This is a genomic window from Mycobacterium sp. NPDC050041, from assembly GCF_049541695.1.
Taxonomy (GTDB): domain Bacteria; phylum Actinomycetota; class Actinomycetes; order Mycobacteriales; family Mycobacteriaceae; genus Mycobacterium.
Genome location: NZ_JBMVDG010000006.1, coordinates 272,613 through 291,423, shown reverse-complemented (window position 1 = coordinate 291,423; position 18,811 = coordinate 272,613). Strand labels below are relative to the sequence as shown.

Below are 18,811 nucleotides of genomic sequence, written 5' to 3'. Positions count from 1 at the left end.
ATGCTGCGCCTGTCCCGCACGGTATGGACCCAGCTGGCGATCCTGGCCACGATCACGGTCGTGGCGTGCAGCGTCATGGCGTTCGGCTTCGTCAAGGTCCCCGCGCTGCTGGGGGTGGGCCGGTACGAGGTGACGCTGGACCTGCCCGCCTCGGGTGGGCTGTACCCGACGTCGGTGGTCACCTACCGCGGCACCGAGATCGGCCGCGTCACCTCCATCGACGTCACCCGCGACGGTGTGCGCGCCGTGCTGAAGCTCGACTCGGACATACCCGTTCCCGCCCAGGTGACCGCCGCGGTGCACAGCCGGTCGGCCATCGGCGAACAGTTCGTCGAACTCACCCCCGAACCCGGCACGCCCGACGAACCGCAGCGCACGCTGCGCGACGGCGACGTCATCCCGGCCGGCCGGACGCAGATCCCGCCGGACATCGGAAACCTGTTGGACGCCACCAACACCGCGCTACAGGCGATCCCGCAGGACAACCTGCGCACGGTCGTCGACGAAGCGGCCACCGCGGTGGCCGGGCTCGGCCCCGAACTGTCCCGCATCGTCGACGGCTCGACCTCGCTGGCGATCGAGGCCGGCCGGACCATCGACCCGCTCACCCAGCTGATCGACAAGTCCCCACCGGTGTTCGACTCGCAGGTCCGGACGGCCGATTCGATCGCCACCTGGGCGGCGCGCATGCGGTCGATCACCGGCCAGCTCGCGGCACAGGACCGCGCGTTCGCCGACCTGCTCGTCCAGGGCGGACCCGCGCTGGCCGAGGGCAGGGCGTTCTTCGACAGGGTGGCACCCGCGCTGCCCGTCCTGCTGGCCAACATGGTCAGCCTCGGCGAGATCGCGGTGACCTACCGGGCCGACATCGAGCAGCTGCTGGTGCTGTTCCCGCAGGGCACCGCCGTGATGTCGGCGATCGCGCTGGCCAACGCCGGGACCAAGCAGGACTACCGGGGCATCTATCTCGACTTCAACCTCAACCTCAACCTGCCGCCGCCCTGCAACACCGGCTTCCTGCCGGTTCAGCAGCAGCGGTCGGCCTCCGACGTCGACGCGCCGGAACGGCCCGCGGGCGAGCTGTACTGCCGGGTGCCGCAGGATTCGAGTCTCAACGTGCGCGGCGTGCGCAACATCCCGTGCGAGAACGACCCCGCCAAGCGTGCCCCGACCGTCGAGATGTGCGAGAGCAGCGAGCAGTACGTGCCGCTCAACGACGGATTCAACTGGAAGGGCGACCCGAACGCCACCGTGACCGGACAGGGCGTGCCCCAGTATGAGCCGGGTGTGCCGTGGCCGGGGGTCGACCAGCCACCGCCGCCCGACGCGCCGCCACCACCGACGCCGCCCGTCGCCTTCGCGCCGTACGACCCGGCGACCGGCACCTATGTGGGTCCGGACGGCCAGGTGCACACCAATTCCGACCTGACGCAGAGTCCAGAAGGGAAGACATGGCAGGACATGCTGACGCCGCCGAGCGGGTAGCCGTTCGCCCGTCGAACACACGCGCGGCCGTGGCCGCCGGACTGGTCGTCCTGGCCGCCCTTGGCGGTCTGCTCGGCTGGTTCGGCTACGAGAACCACCAGCAGCGTGAAGCGCAGAGCCGACGCGACACCTTCGTCCAGGTCGCCCGTCAGGCGGCGGTGAACATCACCACCGTCAGTCACACGGACATCGATGCCGCGATGCAGCGCATCCTCGAGCAGTCGACCGGCGACTTCCACGACGAGTTCCAGCAGCGCTACCAACCGTTCATGGATGCCGTGAGGCAGATGCAGTCGACATCGGAGGGCACGGTCACCGAGGCCGGCCTGGAGTCCGGTACCGCAGACCAAGCGGACGTGCTCGTCACCGTGTCGATGACGACGACGAGTGCGACTGCCCCGCAGACGGAGCCGCGTGGCTGGCGGATGCGGATCTCGGTCCGCCAGACCGACGACGGCGCGAAGATCTCGAACGTGGCGTTCGTGCCGTGACCCGCCGATCAACGACAGGAGGCTGCTCAGGATGACAGTCGACACCGAGACCGCCGCCGACGATGCCCTTGCCGATGTCGAGGTCGAGGAGCCCGAGACCACCGACGAGACCGCCGACGAGACCGCCGATGCCGAGCCGACCGAGGCGCCACGCCGCCACCGCCGCGCGATCCCGTGGGTCCGGCTGCTTGCGTTCGGCGCGCTGCCCGGCCTCGCGCTGATCGTCGCGCTGGGCCTCGGTTACGCCAAGTACGAACAGGATTCGGCGCGTGCGGCACAGACCGCGGCCGAGCAGTCCGTGCAAGCGGCCAAGGACAGTACTGTCGCGATCCTGTCCTACCGCCCCGACACCGTGGACACCGAGCTGACCGCGGCGGTCGACCGGCTCACCGGCGACTTCCGCGACGAATACACCCGACTGGTCACCGATGTGGTCGCGCCGGGGGCCAAGCAGCAACAGATCTCGGCGACGGCGACCATACCGGCGGCCGCGTCGGTGTCGGCCACCCCGGAGCACGCGGTGGTCCTGGTGCTGGTCGACCAGGCCACCTCGATCGGCGCGGCTCCGCCCACGACGTCCGCCTCCAGCGTGCGGGTGAGCCTCGACAAGGTCGGCGACCGTTGGCTCATCTCGCAGTTCGAGCCGGTGTGATGCGCATCGTCACCACCGTGGTCGCGGCGACGGCCGTGCTGGGCGTCGGGGTGGCGGTGCCCGCGCCCGCCAGCGCGGATGCGATCGGCTACCTCGTCAACGTCACGGTGCGGCCCGGCTACAACTTCCCGAACGCGGACGCCGCGCTCGCCTACGGACACGCGATCTGCGACGAGATCGCCGCCCACCGCCCCTATGCGCAGATCATCGCCGACATCCGCGCCGACTTCCGCACCACCGACGACTATCAGGCCGCCTACCTGGTGAACCAGGCCGCCGGTGAGCTGTGCCCGGCGCAGATCTGGCAGCTCCGCAACTCCGCCGCTCACTACCGAACTCCGCAACCGTGAGCCGGCCGTTGCTCCGGCGCACTGTGGCGCTGACGATTCCTGTGGTCCTTGCCCTTTCGGGTGCGCCGTCGACGCCCCCTGCAGGTGCCGACAACGCGCGCCTCAACGACGGTGTGGTGGCCAACGTGTACCGCACCCATTACCTCGCGGGCTGCGGCAACGACGTCAAGATCAACCCGCAGCTGCGACTCGCTGCCGAATGGCACACGCGTGACGTCCTGGCCAACCGGAACCTCGACGGCGACATCGGGTCCGACGGGTCGACGGCGCAAACCCGCGCCAGGGCAGCGGGATTCCCCGGCGACGTGGCACAGACCGTGGCGATCAACCCGGCCCTGGCGATCAACGGGCTGGACATCGTGAACCAGTGGTACTCCGACCCCACCGACCTGGCCGTGATGCGAGACTGCGGCTACACCGCCATCGGCGTCTGGTCGGAGAACAGCCTGGACCGCTCCGTCGTGGTGGCGGTCTACGGGCGGCAGGCATGACCCGCAACCGAGGAAGTGTGAGATGACAACTCTGGACGTGTCGATCATCGAAACCTCCGGTCTCGGTGACCGGAGCTACCTGGTGAGCGACGGCGAGGTCGCGGTGGTCATCGACCCGCAACGCGACATCGACCGCGTGCTGGCGGCCGCCGCCGACGTCAGGATCACCCATGTGCTCGAGACCCACGTGCACAACGACTACGTGACCGGCGGGCTGGCGCTCGCAGAGGTCACCGGCGCCGAATACGTGCTACCTGCAGGCGAAGACGTCGAGTTCGAACGGCGCGCGGTCGGCGAGGGGGACAGCGTCGACACCGGCGGAATCCACCTCGACGTGCTGCTCACCCCCGGACACACCCACCACCACGTCAGCTACGTGCTGCGCGACGCATCCGGCAGCGTGGCGGGCGTGTTCACCGGCGGCTCACTGCTTCTCGGCAGCACCGGGCGGACCGACCTGGTGAGCGAGCAGGACACCGCCGAGCTGACGCGCCAGCAGTACCATTCGGTGCGCCGCCTCGCGGACCAGCTGCCCGCAGCCACCCCGATCTACCCCACACACGGATTCGGCAGCTTCTGCTCGGCCGCCCCGGCGGACACCGACGCATCGACCATCGGCGAACAGCGCGACACCAATCCCGCACTCACCCAGGCGGAGGAGGAATTCGTCGACGGCCTGCTCGCCGATCTGGACGCATACCCCGCCTATTACGCACACATGGGAGTGATCAACAGGGCGGGTCCCGCGGCAGCGGATCTCACGCCGCCCGCCCCGGTGGACCCCGTAGAGCTGCGCCGGCGGATCGACGCCGGAGAATGGGTCGTCGACCTGCGCAGCCGCACCGCGTTCGCGGCCGGCCACCTGGCCGGCACCTTCGGCTTCGAATTTTCGGGTTCGTTCGTCAGCTACCTCGGCTGGCTGTACGCCTGGGGTGCGGCGCTGACACTGATCGGCGAGGACACCGACCAGATCGCCGAGGCGCAGCGGGAACTCGCGCGAATCGGTGTCGACCGCCTCACCGGTCAGGCGACGGGCGACATCGAGGCGCTCGCCGCCGGTGCGCCGCTGCGCAGCTACCGGGTCGCCGAGTTCGCCGACCTGGCCGAGGTGCTCGGCGATGACGGCGTCACCGTCGTCGACGTCCGGCAGCGCGGCGAGTTCGACGAGGGCCATGTGCGCGGCGCCATCAACGTCGCCCTGCACGAACTCACCGAACGCGCCGCGGAGATTCCGGCCGACCGCGAAGTGTGGATCCACTGTGCCAGCGGTTACCGCGCCTCAGTGGCGGCCGCCCTGCTCGACCGTGAGGACCGGCGGGTCGTACTCATCGACGACGAGTACGGCAGCGCGGAGCGGCTGGGCCTCACGACGTCGACCGATTCAGAATCGCCGTGACGGGAAATGTCTGACGGCACGGCGCCCTGGGGTACGCCTGCGGTAGACCGCAGCTGAAGAAGGAGTGACACCATGAACGCACCGGCCCCCGCCACCATCACGTCGTCGGAACTGCGCGACCGCTTCCAGTCCGCCGCGCCGCCGCGGATCCTCGATGTGCGCACGCCCGCCGAATTCGAGACCGCGCACATCGCCGGTTCGCACAACGTGCCGCTCGATCTGCTCGACAAGCACGACGCTCAGGTCGCCGAGCTGCTCGCCGAGGACCAGGACGTCGTCCTGGTATGCCAGTCCGGGCAGCGCGCGACGAAGGCCCAGTCGATCCTGCGCGACGCGGGCCTGACCGGGGGACGGGTGCTCGCGAACGGCTTCAGCGAGTGGGAGAGCAAGAGTTTCGACGTCGACCGCGGAACGCAGAAGTGGGCACTCGAACGACAGGTCCGCCTCGTGGCGGGCTCGGTGGTGCTGTCCGCTGTGGTGGGCAGTGTCGCCGTCCCGCAGCTGAAGTGGGTGGCCGCTGCGATCGGGGGCGGCTTGACCTTCGCCGCGGTGAGCAACACCTGCGCGATGGCGACCGCGTTGTCCAAGCTGCCCTACAACCGCGGCGCGAACGTCGATTCCGACGACATCCTGGCGCGGCTCCGCGAAACCGGTTGAGCTAGAACGTTTTCCGTGCCGCTTCCTGCTCCAACACCGCCGGCAGATCCTTGAGGCGTTCCATCGACGACACCGCCCTGCGGGTGCGGTTGTTGCGGGCCAGCCGGTCGCGGTGGCGGTCGACGAACGTCCAATAGCCGGCGGTGAAAGGGCACGCATCGTCGCCGACCCGCTTCTTCGGGTCGTAGACGCAGTCGCCGCAGTGGTCGCTCATCTTGTTGATGTAGGCGCCACCCGCGGCGTAGGGCTTGGTGGCCAGCCTCCCGCCGTCGGCGTGCTGGCTCATGCCGACCACATTGGTGGGCATCACCCACCGGAAGCCGTCGACGTAGGCGGTCGCGAACCACTCGGTGAGTTCAGCGGGATGGTAGCCGCGCTGCAGCGCGTGGTTGCCGAGCACCATGAGCCGCTGGATGTGGTGTGTCCAGCCACGGTCGCGCACGCCCATCAGCGCGTGCCGTAGGCATTGGGCGGTGACGGCGTCGGAATCGAGGTCGCGCCACCAGTCGGGCAGGGGCGTCTCGGCGGCCAGCGCGTTGTTGCGGGTGTAGCCCGGGCCGAAATGCCAGTACAGATGCCACATATACTCTCGCCAGCCGAGGATCTGCCGGATGAAGCCTTCGACCGCGGCGAGCGGGGCGCCGTCGCGGCGGTATGCCTGCTCCGCGGCATGCACCGCGTCGAGGGGGTGCAGCACGCCGAGGTTGAGCGGCACCGACAGCAGCGAGTGCGACATCGCCCAGTCGTCGCCCATCATCGCGTCCTCGTAGCGGCCGAACAGGGGGAGCCGGTGGTCGACGAACCGCTTCAACGCCCGTTGCGCCTCGACGGGGGTGACGGCGAAGAGGCGGGGCCCGTCCACGCCGACGGTGTCGAGGTCCATCGCGTCGAGATCGCGGCGCACCTGCTCGTCGATGTCGTCCTCGCGTGGCCGGTACGGCGCAGGCACGTCGAGCCGATCCTGCTTCTTCGGAGGCGGTTCCCGGTTCTCCTCGTCGTAGTTCCACCGGTTGCCCACCGGGTCGGCGCCCTGCATCAGGACGTCGAAGCGGCGGCGTTGGTCGCGGTAGAAGTCCTCCATCCGGAACCGGGTGCGGTTGCCCGCCCACTGCTCGAAGTCGGCTCGGGGGAGCGCGAACATCGGGGTGGGCAGGACATCGGCAACGAGGCCCTGCTCGTGCAGACGGTTGACGAAGCGTTCGGCGGCGAAGGAGGTCGGCTGGAACACGAGCACCGGCCGGTCGAAGCGTTCGAGCGCATCGGTGTAATCGTCGGTCCGCATCAGGGTGGCGCGGTCGCCGAGGTCGCGATCGGCGTGGCGGAGCGCGGAGAGCACGAGATGGAGCTTCTGGCGGTGGTAGCGACGCTTGCGCAGTGCGGCGACCGACTCGATGAGCAGGACTTCGCGGTGGGCGTGTTCGCCGCCGTACATCGCCGGGCCGAGCTGGTCTGCGAACAACCACAGCGGCGTGTCGTCGCGCACTTTGGTGCTCACCGGGGTGGCCGCCGGTCCTTACGATGCGCTGATGCGGACATTGACGGCACCGCCGTTCGGGTCGCTCGAGGCGGCAAAGGACTTCTACTTCCTGCTGATGGTGTTCCTGCGCGAGCTGAAGCGACCCGGCGAGCCGGTCGGACTGCACCAGTACTTGCTGGCGCAGGCGCTGGAGCACCACGGTCCGAAGTACAGGTCGATCGAGTGCCGGGCATGCGACACGGAGTACCCGTGCCGCACGGTGCTAAGCGTGGCCCTGCTGGCCCGGTTCCCGGCGCCGTGGACGCCGCACGGGCTGGTGAGGACGCTCAACGCGGTCGGCCTGCTCGGTGCGACGATCCGAGGCGACACCATCTTCTGGGGCGACGGCGATCCCGGTTTCACGCTGCGCCGCAACGAGACTGGGACGTGGGTGGGGGAGCGTCGGGACCGGGGCGAGGTCAGGCCGATGGTGGTCGAGGACGACGCGGGGATGTGCGATCTGTTCAGAGGCTATGTTCGTGCGTTCCCGGTCGGGCTGGGGACCGCCGTCGCTGCCGAGGACATCGACCTCGTCCGGCCGGGGATCGGGCCGGCGCGGGAGTGGTGGTCCGGACACGTCGCGCTGCCGTATCTGGTGAACCGGCTGCAGGACGGGCTGACGGCCGACGGCCCGGAGTTCGGCGAGCTACCGCCACAGTTCACCCGGTTGACGGCGGAGGACGCGGCCGCGGCAGGGCAGCGCGCGGCCTGGGTGATCCCGGCCGGGCACGCGCTGCACGGCAGGCACCTGCTGGCCATCGCCCGATGTGCGCGGTGTAACCGGGTGACGCTGTTCAGCAAGGGCACGGAGTTCTGCCTGGTGCACGCCGAGCCGTATGGGACGAAGATCGAGCTGCCGTTGCCGGCGTTCGAGGTGTACGCGAACTATCCGGCGGCCTATGCCGCGATGTACGACCACTACGAGACGTGCGACTGGCGCCCGCGGTATCCGGGCGGCTGGTCGGAGCGGTATCCGAAGCCGCCGCGCTACCGCGAGACAGACGGATAGCGGTTGGGATCTCCGGGCGGGCCTGCGGTAGGCTCTCGATCGCTGCCGGCGATCCCGGCGGCACCGCGGGCTGTGGCGCAGCTTGGTAGCGCACTTGACTGGGGGTCAAGTGGTCGCAGGTTCAAATCCTGTCAGCCCGACACAGGTCAGAGGCACTTTCCGGAGGCCCGGAAGGTGCCTTTTTCCGTCCCGTACGCCAACCCGTACGCCAACGCGCACACGTTTGTTACCGTCCGCCCGCGTCCACTAGCCCCAACCTTCCGGCCAACACGTCGACCGCCGCCCGCGCGGTGTCATCCGACGTGTGGCCGTACACGTCGCCGGTGATCGCGATGGACGAGTGCCCGAGCAGGTCGGCCACGGCCTTGATGTGCACACCCGACTCCAACCACGCCACCGCGGCGCTGTGGCGCAACGTGTGCACGCCGACGTCATCGACCTTCGCCGCGCGCGACGCCAGCGCGATCACGCGCAGGAGGTTCCGCGGGTCGACCGGGCCGCCGAGTTCGGTGGTGAACACAAGCCCGCAGTCCTGCCACTGGTTCGCCGCCCGCAGTCGCTCGGCTGCCTGCCGCGCCTTCTGCTTCCGCAGCATCGACACCACCGCCGGGTGTAACGGCACCGCGCGACGCGACCGCACCGTCTTCGGTTCGGTGATGACTAACCGGCCACCAATCCGACTGATCGTCGCCGCCACGCGAAGCGAACCGGTGTCGAGGTCGACGTGATCCCACGACAACGCCAATGCCTCGCCCTTGCGGAGGCCGGTGGACGCGATGAGCACCAGCGCCGGGTGGTATCGCGACGTCTGCGCGGCCTGTAGAACCGCGTTCACGCCGTCAGAGTCCAGATGCCTAGCCTCGGTGCGCTGGACGCCCGGACGCCGCACCTGGGCCGCCGGATTGCGTGCAAGCAACCCGTCGCGCACCGCGCCGTCGAGCGCCGACCGAAGGACGGTGTAGGTGGAGCGGATCGTGGAGTCGGACAACGCCCGCACAGGGTTACCGGGCTTGCCATCGGCGTCCTTCGGACCCGGCTTGGTCTTAGCGCGCAGCCGCAGGACGAGTGCCTCGACGTCGGACGGCAGCAGCTTGTCGAGCGGTGTCGCGCCGAACGGTGCGGGCTCGAGGTGACGGCGCGACAACGTGGTGTAGAGCGCACGTGTCGTCTCCTTGCGGTCCGACACGGCGAGCGTCGTTGCGCACCAATGCGATAGCCAATCGGCGACGGTGGTGCTCGCGTCCTTGACCGGCGCACCTGCGTCGACCCGATCGCGCGCCTTCTTCATCTCCGCGCGCACCGCCCGCGACGTCTTGCCGTAGAACGACACGCGCCGCCGCCGCCCGGTGTCCGGGTCGACGAAGGACATGCGGGCCTCCCAGGTGCCGTTCGCACGTTGGTAAACGTTGCCCTCGCCGTTCGACCGCTTGCCCATGGTCCCGCGCCCTCCTCAGTTCGATCGTGTCTGGACAATCATGCACGTGCGTGAACGATTCTGACTACCAACGCAATTGAGCACATCCAATGTGGGTGGTGCCGTAGCGACAATTTTGCGGTCGCACGGCAACCACAGTCGGTAGTTTCACGTGGCCGCGCTCCGCGGTGGGTTCGCGCTGGTCACGGCGTGTCTGATCCGCATCCGAATGCGGTTGACCGGACGGCCGTAGCCGGTTGCCGCGGTACCACGTGGTGTTACGGATAGCGCCAAACATGTTGTACAGCAACACTCTTGGCTGTGACATCGACGGCCGCAGTGTGCATGATTGCACCTAACCGCGGACCACCGCGGACATGTCCACCGACCCCGGAGTAGTCACCTAATGAACAACACGCCCGACGCCCTTCGGGTGCTGCTTCCAGATGTCCAACCACGCCTCGGCGGCATCGGCCGAACGACGGTCTACAACCTGATCGACCAGGGCGAACTTGTCCGAGTGCACATCGGCGGCCGGGCCTTCGTGACCTCCGAATCAATTACGGCATACGTCGATCGGCTCAAGGCCGCTGCAACGGCATCGTGACGGGTCACGGTCACGGTCGCCACCAGCACGCCGGTGACAGCGGACCGGGTGGGCCATGAGCGGTCAGCTGGTTGGCGAGGTGTTGGCAGCGTCGTCTTCGATTAAGGCTGCCGGGTTGCCGCCGCGGGCCTTCCACGGCCTGATCGCCATCGCGGAAAAGGCGGGAACTGATACCCGCCAGGGATCGGTGCCGTGGTCGCACATACGTGCCGCCCTCTACGGTGCGTCGTTGCGAACTGCCGAGCGGGCTGTCGAGGACCTCCGCAAAGCGGGTCTCGTTCGAGTCGTGAGGTCTGGGTTCAACAACAACAACGGCCGCGCCTGCGCCCCGGTGTACGAGGTCGCGTCCCTTGGCGATGCCGCCACTCAGGTGTCGGTATCGCTTGGCAACGATCCCGCCACCCAGGTGTCGGGATCGGAGGGCGACCGATCCCGACAGAGCGGCGACCGATCCCGACAAAACCGCGACCGATCCCGCCACTCAGGTGTCGGACTTAACGGTTCTACTAACGGTTCTACTAACGAGGGGAGCGCGCGCGAGGCGGGACCGGCACCACCCGGCCCGTTCGACTACCCGGACGATCCCCCCGAGGATCAGCCGTTCCCTTTCGGCGATGCGGCACCGGCTAGCGCCGGGCCGCCGAACCCGCATCCCGGTCCCGAGCCACCGACACGCTGCCGGGGGCACATCAACTGGGTAGGCCGAGTCCCCGACTGCGGTGCGTGCCGTGACCTCCGCGCGGCACACGACGGCTGGGCCCACGACTACGAGCGGTGGCGGGGCGGCGAGAAGCAGGCGATCCAGGACGAGATCAAGGCGTGCGGCGGTTGCGGCCCGACCGGGTGGACAGAACCCGATGACCCCGACGAACCCACCCGCCGCTGCCGTCGGCATCGGCAGATGGCCAACCTCGCCGCGCCGATCGTCACGAGCCACCAGGAAGCCCGTCGATGAACGAGACGAACGCTATCGGCTGTGACACCGACCCCGACACCGTGACCGGCGATACCGCCGTCGTTGACTACGGCCGCAGCGCGGCCCTCTACAACGAAGGCAGCGGGCACTACGCCGCCCTCGCTACCAGCGTCGCGTTCGGCGAGCACCTCGTACTGATCGACCACAGCGCCGTCGACAACCCCGCGGTGCGCTACGACCCGATGTGCCGCGATGTCGACCACGAACAGCTCGGCCCGCTGCCGCCCGCTGTGGACGCCACAATCGCCGCTGCGTCACGGCCGCGGTGCGGACGACCCAACCGCCACGGACGGCCGTGCCGCGTCCCGGTGTCGGCGCTCGGCGACGCCTGCGCGTGGCACGACCGCCAACGGGGCACCGCGACATGACGCGGCGCACCGCGGCCGAACAGGCGGCCCGCGCGGCACGGGCGGCGGCGATACGCGCGTGCCGACACTGCGACCCGTCGGGTTGGCGTCTCGGCCCGGACGGGACGCCAGTGGACCCGGCGACCCGATGCGATCACGGTGCGCCGACCGCACCGCCATCGGCCCGCGACATCACCGGGTCGATCCATGAGCCACCGTCGGTGCGTGCACCGTGAGGGCGCACCTCGACGTCGAGACGACGATCGGCGTTGTTGCGAAACGTGATCCGCCTCGTGTGTCGATCCGGTTCGGGCCAATGTTCGTTACCGCCACGCCGGAGGAGGCTCTCGGATTGGCGCACGAGATCGCCGAAGCCGTGGCGGTCCTGCGCGCCGCCTACCCGCGAGACCACACACCCACCACGAAGGAGACACCATGACTGGACGCCCGAGCAGCAGCGCTGGCGAACCCGCCGACGAAGACGGCGATGTTGTCGACGAGGCGGCGTTAGTGGCGCGGGTCGCGTCCGCGCAGTCGGCGCGGCTGGATCGGCCGGTGCCAACTGACCGCGATCCCCCCGAGGTGCGGTGCGGCGTCCGCACGAACGCATCGGCGGCCATCGCATTGTGGTTCGGCCTCGCCGGTTTAGACGTCGGCTTCGCCGCCGCCGCCACCCACGCGTCGATGCCGTGTGAGTGCGGCTCCGACGACGACGGCTGGTCGCTGCTGCCCGGCGCTATGTGGCTTGCGGCCGCGCACCGGCTACCCATCAATCGGCTGCGGGTGCTCACCGCCGCCGAATCGCTGGCCGACGTGTTGCCGCCACCGGTGGCCGTCGACCGTGCCCGCGTCGAACTAGCCGCGTGGCGGGTCGTCAACCGGCTACGCGACCACCTCACCGGCGACGAGGTGGCCGCGCTGCGGCTGCGGTGCGTCGACGGCGATCAAGACTTCGAGTTGCGTTGCCTACGCGCTGGCTACATGTCCGCACTCGGGCGGATCACCGGCGACGAGCTCATGACGTCCGCCGCCGCCACCCTCGCGATCCGCGAGGGGCGTGAGCGGCCGTTCGGCGGGCTGACGATCCCGGCGGTGTGGTCGGTAGCCGGGCCGTTCGTGCAGCGGCACGGCATGGACGTCGCACCCGACACGTTGGCCGCGACGCTGCGCGCCGAACTGGTGCGCGTGGATTCGCTCATGGTGTACCCGGATGCCGACGTGGGCACCGTGTGATCACCGCACAGGCGGGCGTGTTCATCACCGCCGACGACGCCGCGTATATCGCCGAGGCGCTGCGGTTGCTCGGCCGCCTGATGGCGGAGCAGCGGTCGCAACCGTCGGCGCGCCTGCAATCAGTCACCACGAAACTCGCCAACGCCGCCGAAACCGGTAGTGGTGCAACGCCGAACGGCAGCGAAACACTGCCGTTGCGTGCGCCCCACCCCGAGGGCGTGCACGCTCGCGACTATGCGACCGTCACCGCCGCCGAGGCTGCCCGGATCATCGGGTGCGGACCGCGCAACGTCCGCGACCTGGTGCGGCGCGGCCGGTTGGCCGCGCGCCGATCGGGTGGGACATGGTTGGTCGACGCCGCAGCGGTTGAGGCGCACGCCGCGCGGAAGGCTTGCCGTGGCGGGTAAACGCTGATGCCCGTCAACGTGACGTCGATCCCGAATGTGCCGCTGCTGCACACCGGCGAGCACGCGGCGTCAACAGGGCCGTGGACGGTGACACCGGCGGATTTGCGGTCGATCGTCGACGCGCACACCGCCGGTATCGCCACCCCGGTCCTCAAGCTCGGCCACCAAGGGCCGCTGCGGGACGCGGCACCGGCGCTTGGCACCGTCACGGCGTTGCGGGTCACCGGTGGCTCCACCACCCTCGTCGGCACGTTCACCGGTATTCCGCGTGCCATTGCAGCCGTCCTGGCCCGCGCCTACCCGCAGCGGTCGGTGGAGTGCCTGCTCGATCACGTCGACCGCACCGGCCGCACCTGGCCATGCGTCCTCGTCGCCGTCGCCTTGCTGGGCGCAACGCACCCGGCGGTCAAGGAACTGCAATCGCTCGACGATGTGGCCGCCCTCTACGGCGTTGACGTCGCCGCGTCCGGCCGCCGCGTCGTGGCTGCCGCGACACCATCGGATGGTGGAGGGCCGGCCACTCGTGCCCGCGCCGTCGCCGTCGCCCGCGCCCGCCGTACCCGCATCACTACCCGAACGATGACCGTCTAACGGAGAGGACATCCCACCATGTCGACCACGATCCAGAACCCGTGGAGCTATAGCCCAGCGCAGGCAATCACCGGTGAATCCACCGGCGTCATCGGCTCCCGGCGGTTCGTCAAGCCCTCCGGCAACCGCACCGCCAACGGCAACGTCGCCGTCGCGCAGGCCGCCGCCGGTGACCGGCCGCTGGGCGTGGCCGCCGACGACGCAACGGCCGCCGGGCAGCTGTTGCGTATCGCCCGCGGCGGCGTGGCGAAGGTCATCGCGGCCGGTGCCATCGCCGCCGGTGCGGCGGTGCAGGTTGGTGCCGGTGGCGCGGCGTCCACCGCGGCCGCCGGTGTCGTCGTCGGCCTCGCCGTCAACGGTGCCGCCGACGGCGGACTCGTCGAAGTCGCCCTCTACTAGACCACCACGCCACGAAAGGAATTGCCGCCATGCCATCCGCACTCGTCCCGGCCCTCAACGGCCGCACACTCACCGTCGACGCCGCACTACGGCAGCCGTCGATCATCCAAGCGCAGGTCGCCCGCCTTGCCGATGAGGTGCTGTTGCTGCCGAAATTCTTCCGCCAGTTGGGTGCACCAGTCACCGGCGGCGGCCTGCTCTACTCGGTGGTGCAGGCATCGGACTTCTACTCGTCCGACGTGGAGATGCGCACCCCCGGCGCGGAGTACCGCGTCGTGGAGGGCGTCGATCCCGAACCGCGACTGGCCACCGTGGAGGATTGGGGTGGCCGGTTCCAGATCACCGATGAACAGATCACCCGCAACATGGTCAACTACCTCGACCAACAGACGACCCAGCTTGCGAATACCATTGCGAGGAAACTAGACACACGCGCCATGGCGAAAGTTGAAGCGGCCGGAATTGCCACCCTCGCCCCGGCGACGGGATGGGACGTGCTCAAATTTGTGGGGCCGCTCGACCAACTCACCGAGTCGGCCGCTCGACCGTCCGCACATTGGGCCGAAGCGCAGGAGATGGCCGACCTCGAGGAGCTAGGCGTGCGGCATGACCTACTCGTGGTCCATCCCGAGCAGGCGCGCCAGCTACGCACCGCCTACGCCGAGGACCTCGACGCTGCCCTCGAATCCGCCGGGTTCGCCGAGGGCATGTTCGCCAACCCGCGCGTACCGATCGGCACCGCTTACACCCTGCAACAGGGCATGGTCGGCACCATCGGCTGGGAATCCGCCGGACTCGTCGTCGAGGTCGTCGACGACCGCCTCACCCGATCCAAGTGGGTTCAGGCCTACGCCGTACCGGCTATGGCGATCGACCGGCCATATGCGGCGAAGCGGATCAGCGGACTCAGCGACTAGCACCGAAAGGATCGGCAGCACAATGGCACTCACACTGAACGACAATCAGGTAGTCGACCTGCTGAAGCTGCTCGGCCTGCCCGAAGCCGCGCCCGGCGAGACCGACGTCGAATTGTTCATCGACACCATCAACGACCTCGCCGCGCAGGTCGAGACGCTCGACCCGGCCAAGCCGTCGACCGTCGCCGCGGCCGCCAAACGCAACGGCATGGAGGTCATCGACACCGCCACCGCCGACGCACTACGCCGCGACGCCGCAGAGGGCCGACGCGTCGCCGCGGCCGCCGCACGCGCCAAGGTGGAGGCCGCAGTGGAGGATGCGATCAACACTGGCCGCATCACCCCCGGCCGCGAGAAACACTGGCTCACGCTGTGCGCCAACGACGAAGCGATGATCGAACACCTCGCGTCGATCGCGCCCGGCACCGCCGTCCCGTTGTCGGAGGTTGGTCACGCCGCCGACAACACCGACGACCTCGCCAAGCCCGCCGGATGGTTCTGGTAACCCAATGAAACGTCTGGGATGACGCGGTGCGGGCCGCGTACCCAGGCCGCCGGGTCCGGTCGTCAGATCCCGGACACGCCACGCGGCACCCCCGGTCGGTCTCCTTCGTAAGTGCGGGCCGGGGGTGGCGCACCACCCAACCGCCTAGCGCCTGCCACGCGCCGCATGGCCCGGCCGGAACATATCGACGGACGCTCATGTTTGAGTCGGTTTCGCGCGGGCATTTGAAGCGCGGCCGGAAGCCGCGGGGCGGGGGTTGCGCCATTGTTTCCGGCAAGGCGGTCTGACCCGTGAGCAACCGCAGCGTTGAGCACTCCAGCGCTCTCCGTCGACCGCCGCTCGGAGGCACTGCGCCGACCGATTCCCGGCGGATGACGGCGGTACCGACGCCACCCCCAAGAATGTTGGGTGGGGAGTGCCGTGACTTCCACCGCGGTAGTCACCATTTTTTTGTCAGCGCCCACTGGAATGCTGTGGACTAGGAGAACGGGTGCGGTGGACGAATGCGAGATGCGTATAGGGGCGGATGCGCCCACGGAAGCCGCGCGTGCGGCATTGATGGCTGCGGGTAGCCTTCCAACGTGCTGAGCGCGAGGCAGATCACCGACGGAATCGTGGAACATGTTCCGTCGTTGCCACGCGCCGGACGGCGCTTTGAGCCAAAAGGCGAGCGCCTCCTCGACGAGGATTTGAAGCGTCTCGCAACCCGGCTCCCAGGTGCGAGCGGTGGCGTAATCATCAGCACGGAGTTCCCGGGACCACGAGGTGTCGCCGATCTGGTCGCGATTACGCAACCGTTCGAGGATCTGCGTTCACGACTCGCTCTCGGACTTCCGTTCCTCACCAACGTCACGGACTGCCTCGTCGTCGCTGCGACATCGCCGAATCGCGTTCGGACAACCGCTACGGTTGCGCGTTCGACGGGGATGAGCATCGAACGTGCCGAGCGCCGCCTGCGCTCTTTAGCGTCCGATGGTTACCTCTCACGAATGGGAAGTGGTTTCGTTCGCAACCCCGGCCTGAAGCCGATTGGGCGGGCGTATGCGCTCGAGGCCAAAGTCAACGATTGGCGGAAGGGCCTGAGCCAGGCCGTGAGGTACTCCAGCTGGTGTGATGCGGGTGCCGTGGTACTGCTCAACTCGCCACGGGACTTGACCGATGCCAGCAGCCGATGCCGACGGCTGGGTATCGGTTTGGCAGTCAGGTCTAGATGGGTCGTCCGTCCCAAGATCGGCCGACCACAGCCCGGTTTTCGATTGGCGACGTCAGAGCAACTAGCCCAGAGCTTTAGCGGTCAAAAGCCCTCGGGCTGAGCGTACGTTTCGAGCACGTTCGCGGGAGCTGTGGCCCATGCGTACTTGTCCCGGTCCTGGACCGTTCGGGGCAACGCATCGTTCAGAATGTCGAAATCTGCGCTCGCCGCTTGGTATCTCATCCGTAGCGCGGCGACTCGATCCGCGCGAGATCCGGCGGCATTTATGGCAAGCACCGCAGCTCGTAGCTGATTGAGATGGTGCATGCGCTGAACCTGGTCACTAGCGGGCATTGGCCCACCTCGGATCGCGAGCGCCGCGGCGGAGTCCCAGCGCTCAATCGCCTCCGCGGTGTCGCGGCGAAGTAACGCATGTAGATTGCCCTGCGTGACGTAGGACGCTGGAATCCGGATTCCGGGATCGGAGTCGACACGAAAGCTGTTCGGATCAAACGTCCTTTGTCCGCGATCCCAGCCGCTACCGACGGTGTCCGCGCCCGCAGCGACCGCCGGTAGGCCTGCGTAGTCCGCGTGCGAAACTATGACCCTTGACCGCAACGATAGGGAGTGAACCGTTCGGCAAAGTCCCGCGAAGGCCAGGACATCCGTCATGTCGGGGACGTGGTCGACGACGATCTCGTTGTTAACGGTCACTATCCAGACTGGCGCGCGCAGCGCGACCAGCGTGCCGACGTATGCATCCAGATTGACACCGGACGCCCAGAACGCACGCGTTCCGGCGAGCGATTGCCATGCGCCGGAATCGATACCACGCGCCGTCCGCGCCAGATCGCGGGCGAAGGTCGCGTCCTGAGTTAGGGGCGATTGGAGCGACAACGTAGGGGCGAGATGAGGACTGCCAACCAGGTCTTGGCACTCAAAGACCCGCTCGACGTGAGCTAATCGTTGCTGGGGACTCGACACGTCGACTGCGTTGGTACCCCACAACTCCCAGTCGTCGTAGAAGTCGGTTCGATTAACACCCGCCAAGAACCGCGCGTGGGTCATCGCGTCGAAAATCACCTCGCCACCGACATCTGTCACAGCTGAAGCGACTTGCTGTGCACTGGGATGCCGAGGCACAGATACGCGTGGCGTCGAGAAAGGCGTCAGCACAACACCGTCGGCGAAACCTGCGCTGATCGCGTCCGTGGCCCATTTTCGGTGAGCAATCCTGCGTCCGTCGTGGATCAACACCCCGGCCATCAGCTGCACCGCCCGAGGCTAGCCAGTTCACTGAGTAACTCAGCTCCATCGATGAATCGTCGTGCTGACTGGCGTTGCAAACAACGGTCGACGACAGCGGCTAGCTCGTCCGAAATGCTTGTCGCGAGCTGCTTTACCGGTGGAGCTTGTGTCTCGAGTAGCCGCCGGTCGTAATCGGCCTGGTCCCCGGAGGGATCGATCGGATACGTCCCCGTCAGTGCGAAGTAGGCCAGGATGCCGAGCGCAAAAACATCACTGGCCGGGACCGGTTCTCCGCCTGGCACATGTTCCGGGGATCTCCATCCCCTGGTCCCCGGTTGAAAGCTCCCCGTCAGCGCGGTCTTTTCCAAGTGGCGCGCCAAACCGGGGTCCATAAGCACGTAGCGGCCACCCGTCGTGCGGCGAAGATTACCGGGGGATAGGTCCCGATGAACGACCTCAAGGCTGTGGCACGCGTCGATCGCTTTCGCCGCGTCACAAATAAGCCGCCATACATCATCCTCCTGCCAGATCGCGGTGAGGTGCGTTGCAAGGTCCTCGCCGTCAAGCCTCTCCTCGACCCAGCAGACCGCAACCGGCGGATTCTCGATCTCGACGGCGTCGGTCAACACCTTCACGACATAGTCGGAGTCCACCGCTGCGAGCAGTTCGACTTCACGGTGTGCTCGCTTGAGCGTGAGATCGGCGTTCGGACCGATCGGTAACAAGATCACTTTCGCGATTGCAGGCGTGCCCGACATCGTGGCGGTGAGCACCAGCTTCTGTCCGCCCTGAGTCAACGGTGCGACGTTGTCCAAGCCGAGAGCACTTTCGACCTCTGTCAGCAGTGTTGCAATATCCACACGTAACCTCTCGATCTGTCGACCCTGACAGGAAACAAAAGGAGTGCGCCAGATCGCTGAGTTCGGCG

General features: G+C 68.1%; 22 protein-coding genes and 1 tRNA gene. 19 read left to right on the top strand and 4 right to left on the bottom strand.

Annotation, left to right across the window (positions count from 1 at the left end; genetic code table 11):
- The 7 genes from ACPCHZ_RS20290 (at position 1) to ACPCHZ_RS20260 (ending at position 5,522) form a co-directional block, all read left to right on the top strand.
- Positions 1-1,485, top strand: a complete 1,485-nt coding sequence (locus ACPCHZ_RS20290; protein WP_423486370.1) for an MCE family protein — start codon at positions 1-3, stop codon at positions 1,483-1,485.
- Positions 1,452-1,976: a hypothetical protein gene (locus tag ACPCHZ_RS20285; RefSeq protein WP_423486369.1), complete on the top strand. Its 525-nt coding sequence runs from the start codon at positions 1,452-1,454 to the stop codon at positions 1,974-1,976. Before ACPCHZ_RS20290 ends, ACPCHZ_RS20285 begins: the two co-directional genes overlap by 34 nt.
- A 31-nt stretch (positions 1,977-2,007) precedes the next feature.
- Positions 2,008-2,628 (top strand): hypothetical protein, encoded by a 621-nt coding sequence (locus ACPCHZ_RS20280; protein WP_423486368.1) that lies wholly within the window; start codon positions 2,008-2,010, stop codon positions 2,626-2,628.
- Positions 2,628-2,978 carry a DUF732 domain-containing protein gene (locus tag ACPCHZ_RS20275; RefSeq protein ID WP_423486367.1) on the top strand — a complete coding sequence of 117 codons (351 nt, stop codon included), beginning with the start codon at positions 2,628-2,630 and terminating at the stop codon, positions 2,976-2,978. Before ACPCHZ_RS20280 ends, ACPCHZ_RS20275 begins: the two co-directional genes overlap by 1 nt.
- Positions 2,975-3,469 (top strand): CAP domain-containing protein, encoded by a 495-nt coding sequence (locus tag ACPCHZ_RS20270; protein ID WP_423486366.1) that lies wholly within the window; start codon positions 2,975-2,977, stop codon positions 3,467-3,469. Before ACPCHZ_RS20275 ends, ACPCHZ_RS20270 begins: the two co-directional genes overlap by 4 nt.
- Before the next feature lie 31 nt (positions 3,470-3,500).
- Positions 3,501-4,865 carry an MBL fold metallo-hydrolase gene (locus tag ACPCHZ_RS20265; protein ID WP_423486416.1) on the top strand — a complete coding sequence of 455 codons (1,365 nt, stop codon included), beginning with the start codon at positions 3,501-3,503 and terminating at the stop codon, positions 4,863-4,865.
- Between the two features lie 72 nt (positions 4,866-4,937).
- Entirely contained in the window at positions 4,938-5,522 is a 585-nt protein-coding gene (locus ACPCHZ_RS20260) for a rhodanese-like domain-containing protein (protein ID WP_423486365.1), read from the top strand.
- Between the two features lies 1 nt (position 5,523).
- On the opposite strand, the gene ACPCHZ_RS20255 is transcribed toward ACPCHZ_RS20260, so the two are convergent.
- A complete protein-coding gene (locus ACPCHZ_RS20255) occupies positions 5,524-7,017 on the bottom strand; it encodes a cryptochrome/photolyase family protein (RefSeq protein WP_423486364.1) in 1,494 nt (497 codons plus the stop codon).
- Between the two features lie 31 nt (positions 7,018-7,048).
- On the opposite strand from ACPCHZ_RS20255, the gene ACPCHZ_RS20250 reads away from it, so the two are divergent.
- A complete protein-coding gene (locus ACPCHZ_RS20250) occupies positions 7,049-8,047 on the top strand; it encodes a hypothetical protein (protein WP_423486363.1) in 999 nt (332 codons plus the stop codon).
- 66 nt (positions 8,048-8,113) lie between these two features.
- Positions 8,114-8,187 (top strand) — tRNA-Pro (locus ACPCHZ_RS20245).
- An 86-nt stretch (positions 8,188-8,273) separates the two neighbouring features.
- Here ACPCHZ_RS20245 and ACPCHZ_RS20240 read toward each other — a convergent pair.
- Positions 8,274-9,482 carry a tyrosine-type recombinase/integrase gene (locus ACPCHZ_RS20240; protein ID WP_423486362.1) on the bottom strand — a complete coding sequence of 403 codons (1,209 nt, stop codon included), beginning with the start codon at positions 9,480-9,482 and terminating at the stop codon, positions 8,274-8,276.
- Positions 9,483-9,867: 385 nt separating this feature from the next.
- Here ACPCHZ_RS20240 and ACPCHZ_RS20235 point away from each other — a divergent pair, with 385 nt between their 5' ends.
- The 10 genes from ACPCHZ_RS20235 (at position 9,868) to ACPCHZ_RS20190 (ending at position 16,756) form a co-directional block, all read left to right on the top strand.
- A complete protein-coding gene (locus tag ACPCHZ_RS20235; RefSeq protein WP_423486361.1) occupies positions 9,868-10,068 on the top strand; it encodes a helix-turn-helix transcriptional regulator in 201 nt (66 codons plus the stop codon).
- Positions 10,069-10,123: 55 nt separating this feature from the next.
- Positions 10,124-11,023, top strand: a complete 900-nt coding sequence (locus tag ACPCHZ_RS20230; protein ID WP_423486360.1) for a hypothetical protein — start codon at positions 10,124-10,126, stop codon at positions 11,021-11,023.
- On the top strand, positions 11,020-11,412 hold the full coding sequence (locus ACPCHZ_RS20225; protein WP_423486359.1) for a hypothetical protein: 393 nt from the start codon (positions 11,020-11,022) through the stop codon (positions 11,410-11,412). Before ACPCHZ_RS20230 ends, ACPCHZ_RS20225 begins: the two co-directional genes overlap by 4 nt.
- 414 nt (positions 11,413-11,826) lie before the next feature.
- Complete coding sequence (locus tag ACPCHZ_RS20220) at positions 11,827-12,624, top strand: hypothetical protein (RefSeq protein ID WP_423486358.1); 798 nt, start codon at positions 11,827-11,829, stop codon at positions 12,622-12,624.
- Positions 12,621-13,031 carry a helix-turn-helix domain-containing protein gene (locus ACPCHZ_RS20215; RefSeq protein WP_423486357.1) on the top strand — a complete coding sequence of 137 codons (411 nt, stop codon included), beginning with the start codon at positions 12,621-12,623 and terminating at the stop codon, positions 13,029-13,031. The genes ACPCHZ_RS20220 and ACPCHZ_RS20215 overlap by 4 nt, the downstream gene beginning before the upstream one ends.
- 6 nt (positions 13,032-13,037) lie before the next feature.
- The gene (locus tag ACPCHZ_RS20210) at positions 13,038-13,622 is read left to right on the top strand and encodes a hypothetical protein (protein ID WP_423486356.1); all 585 of its coding nucleotides are present in this window, start codon (positions 13,038-13,040) and stop codon (positions 13,620-13,622) included.
- Positions 13,623-13,640: 18 nt separating this feature from the next.
- Positions 13,641-14,021, top strand: a complete 381-nt coding sequence (locus ACPCHZ_RS20205; protein WP_423486355.1) for a DUF2190 domain-containing protein — start codon at positions 13,641-13,643, stop codon at positions 14,019-14,021.
- Positions 14,022-14,050: 29 nt separating this feature from the next.
- Positions 14,051-14,938 (top strand): major capsid protein, encoded by an 888-nt coding sequence (locus ACPCHZ_RS20200; RefSeq protein ID WP_423486354.1) that lies wholly within the window; start codon positions 14,051-14,053, stop codon positions 14,936-14,938.
- Between the two features lie 22 nt (positions 14,939-14,960).
- Positions 14,961-15,443, top strand: coding sequence for a phage protease (locus ACPCHZ_RS20195; RefSeq protein WP_423486353.1), 483 nt, complete (start codon positions 14,961-14,963; stop codon positions 15,441-15,443).
- Between the two features lie 581 nt (positions 15,444-16,024).
- Positions 16,025-16,756, top strand: a complete 732-nt coding sequence (locus ACPCHZ_RS20190) for a hypothetical protein (RefSeq protein ID WP_423486352.1) — start codon at positions 16,025-16,027, stop codon at positions 16,754-16,756.
- Here ACPCHZ_RS20190 and ACPCHZ_RS20185 read toward each other — a convergent pair.
- Both ACPCHZ_RS20185 and ACPCHZ_RS20180 read right to left on the bottom strand, forming a co-directional pair.
- On the bottom strand, positions 16,738-17,910 hold the full coding sequence (locus ACPCHZ_RS20185; RefSeq protein WP_423486351.1) for a hypothetical protein: 1,173 nt from the start codon (positions 17,908-17,910) through the stop codon (positions 16,738-16,740). The two genes, ACPCHZ_RS20190 and ACPCHZ_RS20185, sit on opposite strands and share 19 nt — an antisense overlap.
- Positions 17,901-18,743, bottom strand: a complete 843-nt coding sequence (locus ACPCHZ_RS20180) for a serine/threonine-protein kinase (RefSeq protein WP_423486350.1) — start codon at positions 18,741-18,743, stop codon at positions 17,901-17,903. The genes ACPCHZ_RS20185 and ACPCHZ_RS20180 overlap by 10 nt, the downstream gene beginning before the upstream one ends.
- Positions 18,744-18,811: the final 68 nt, after the last annotated feature.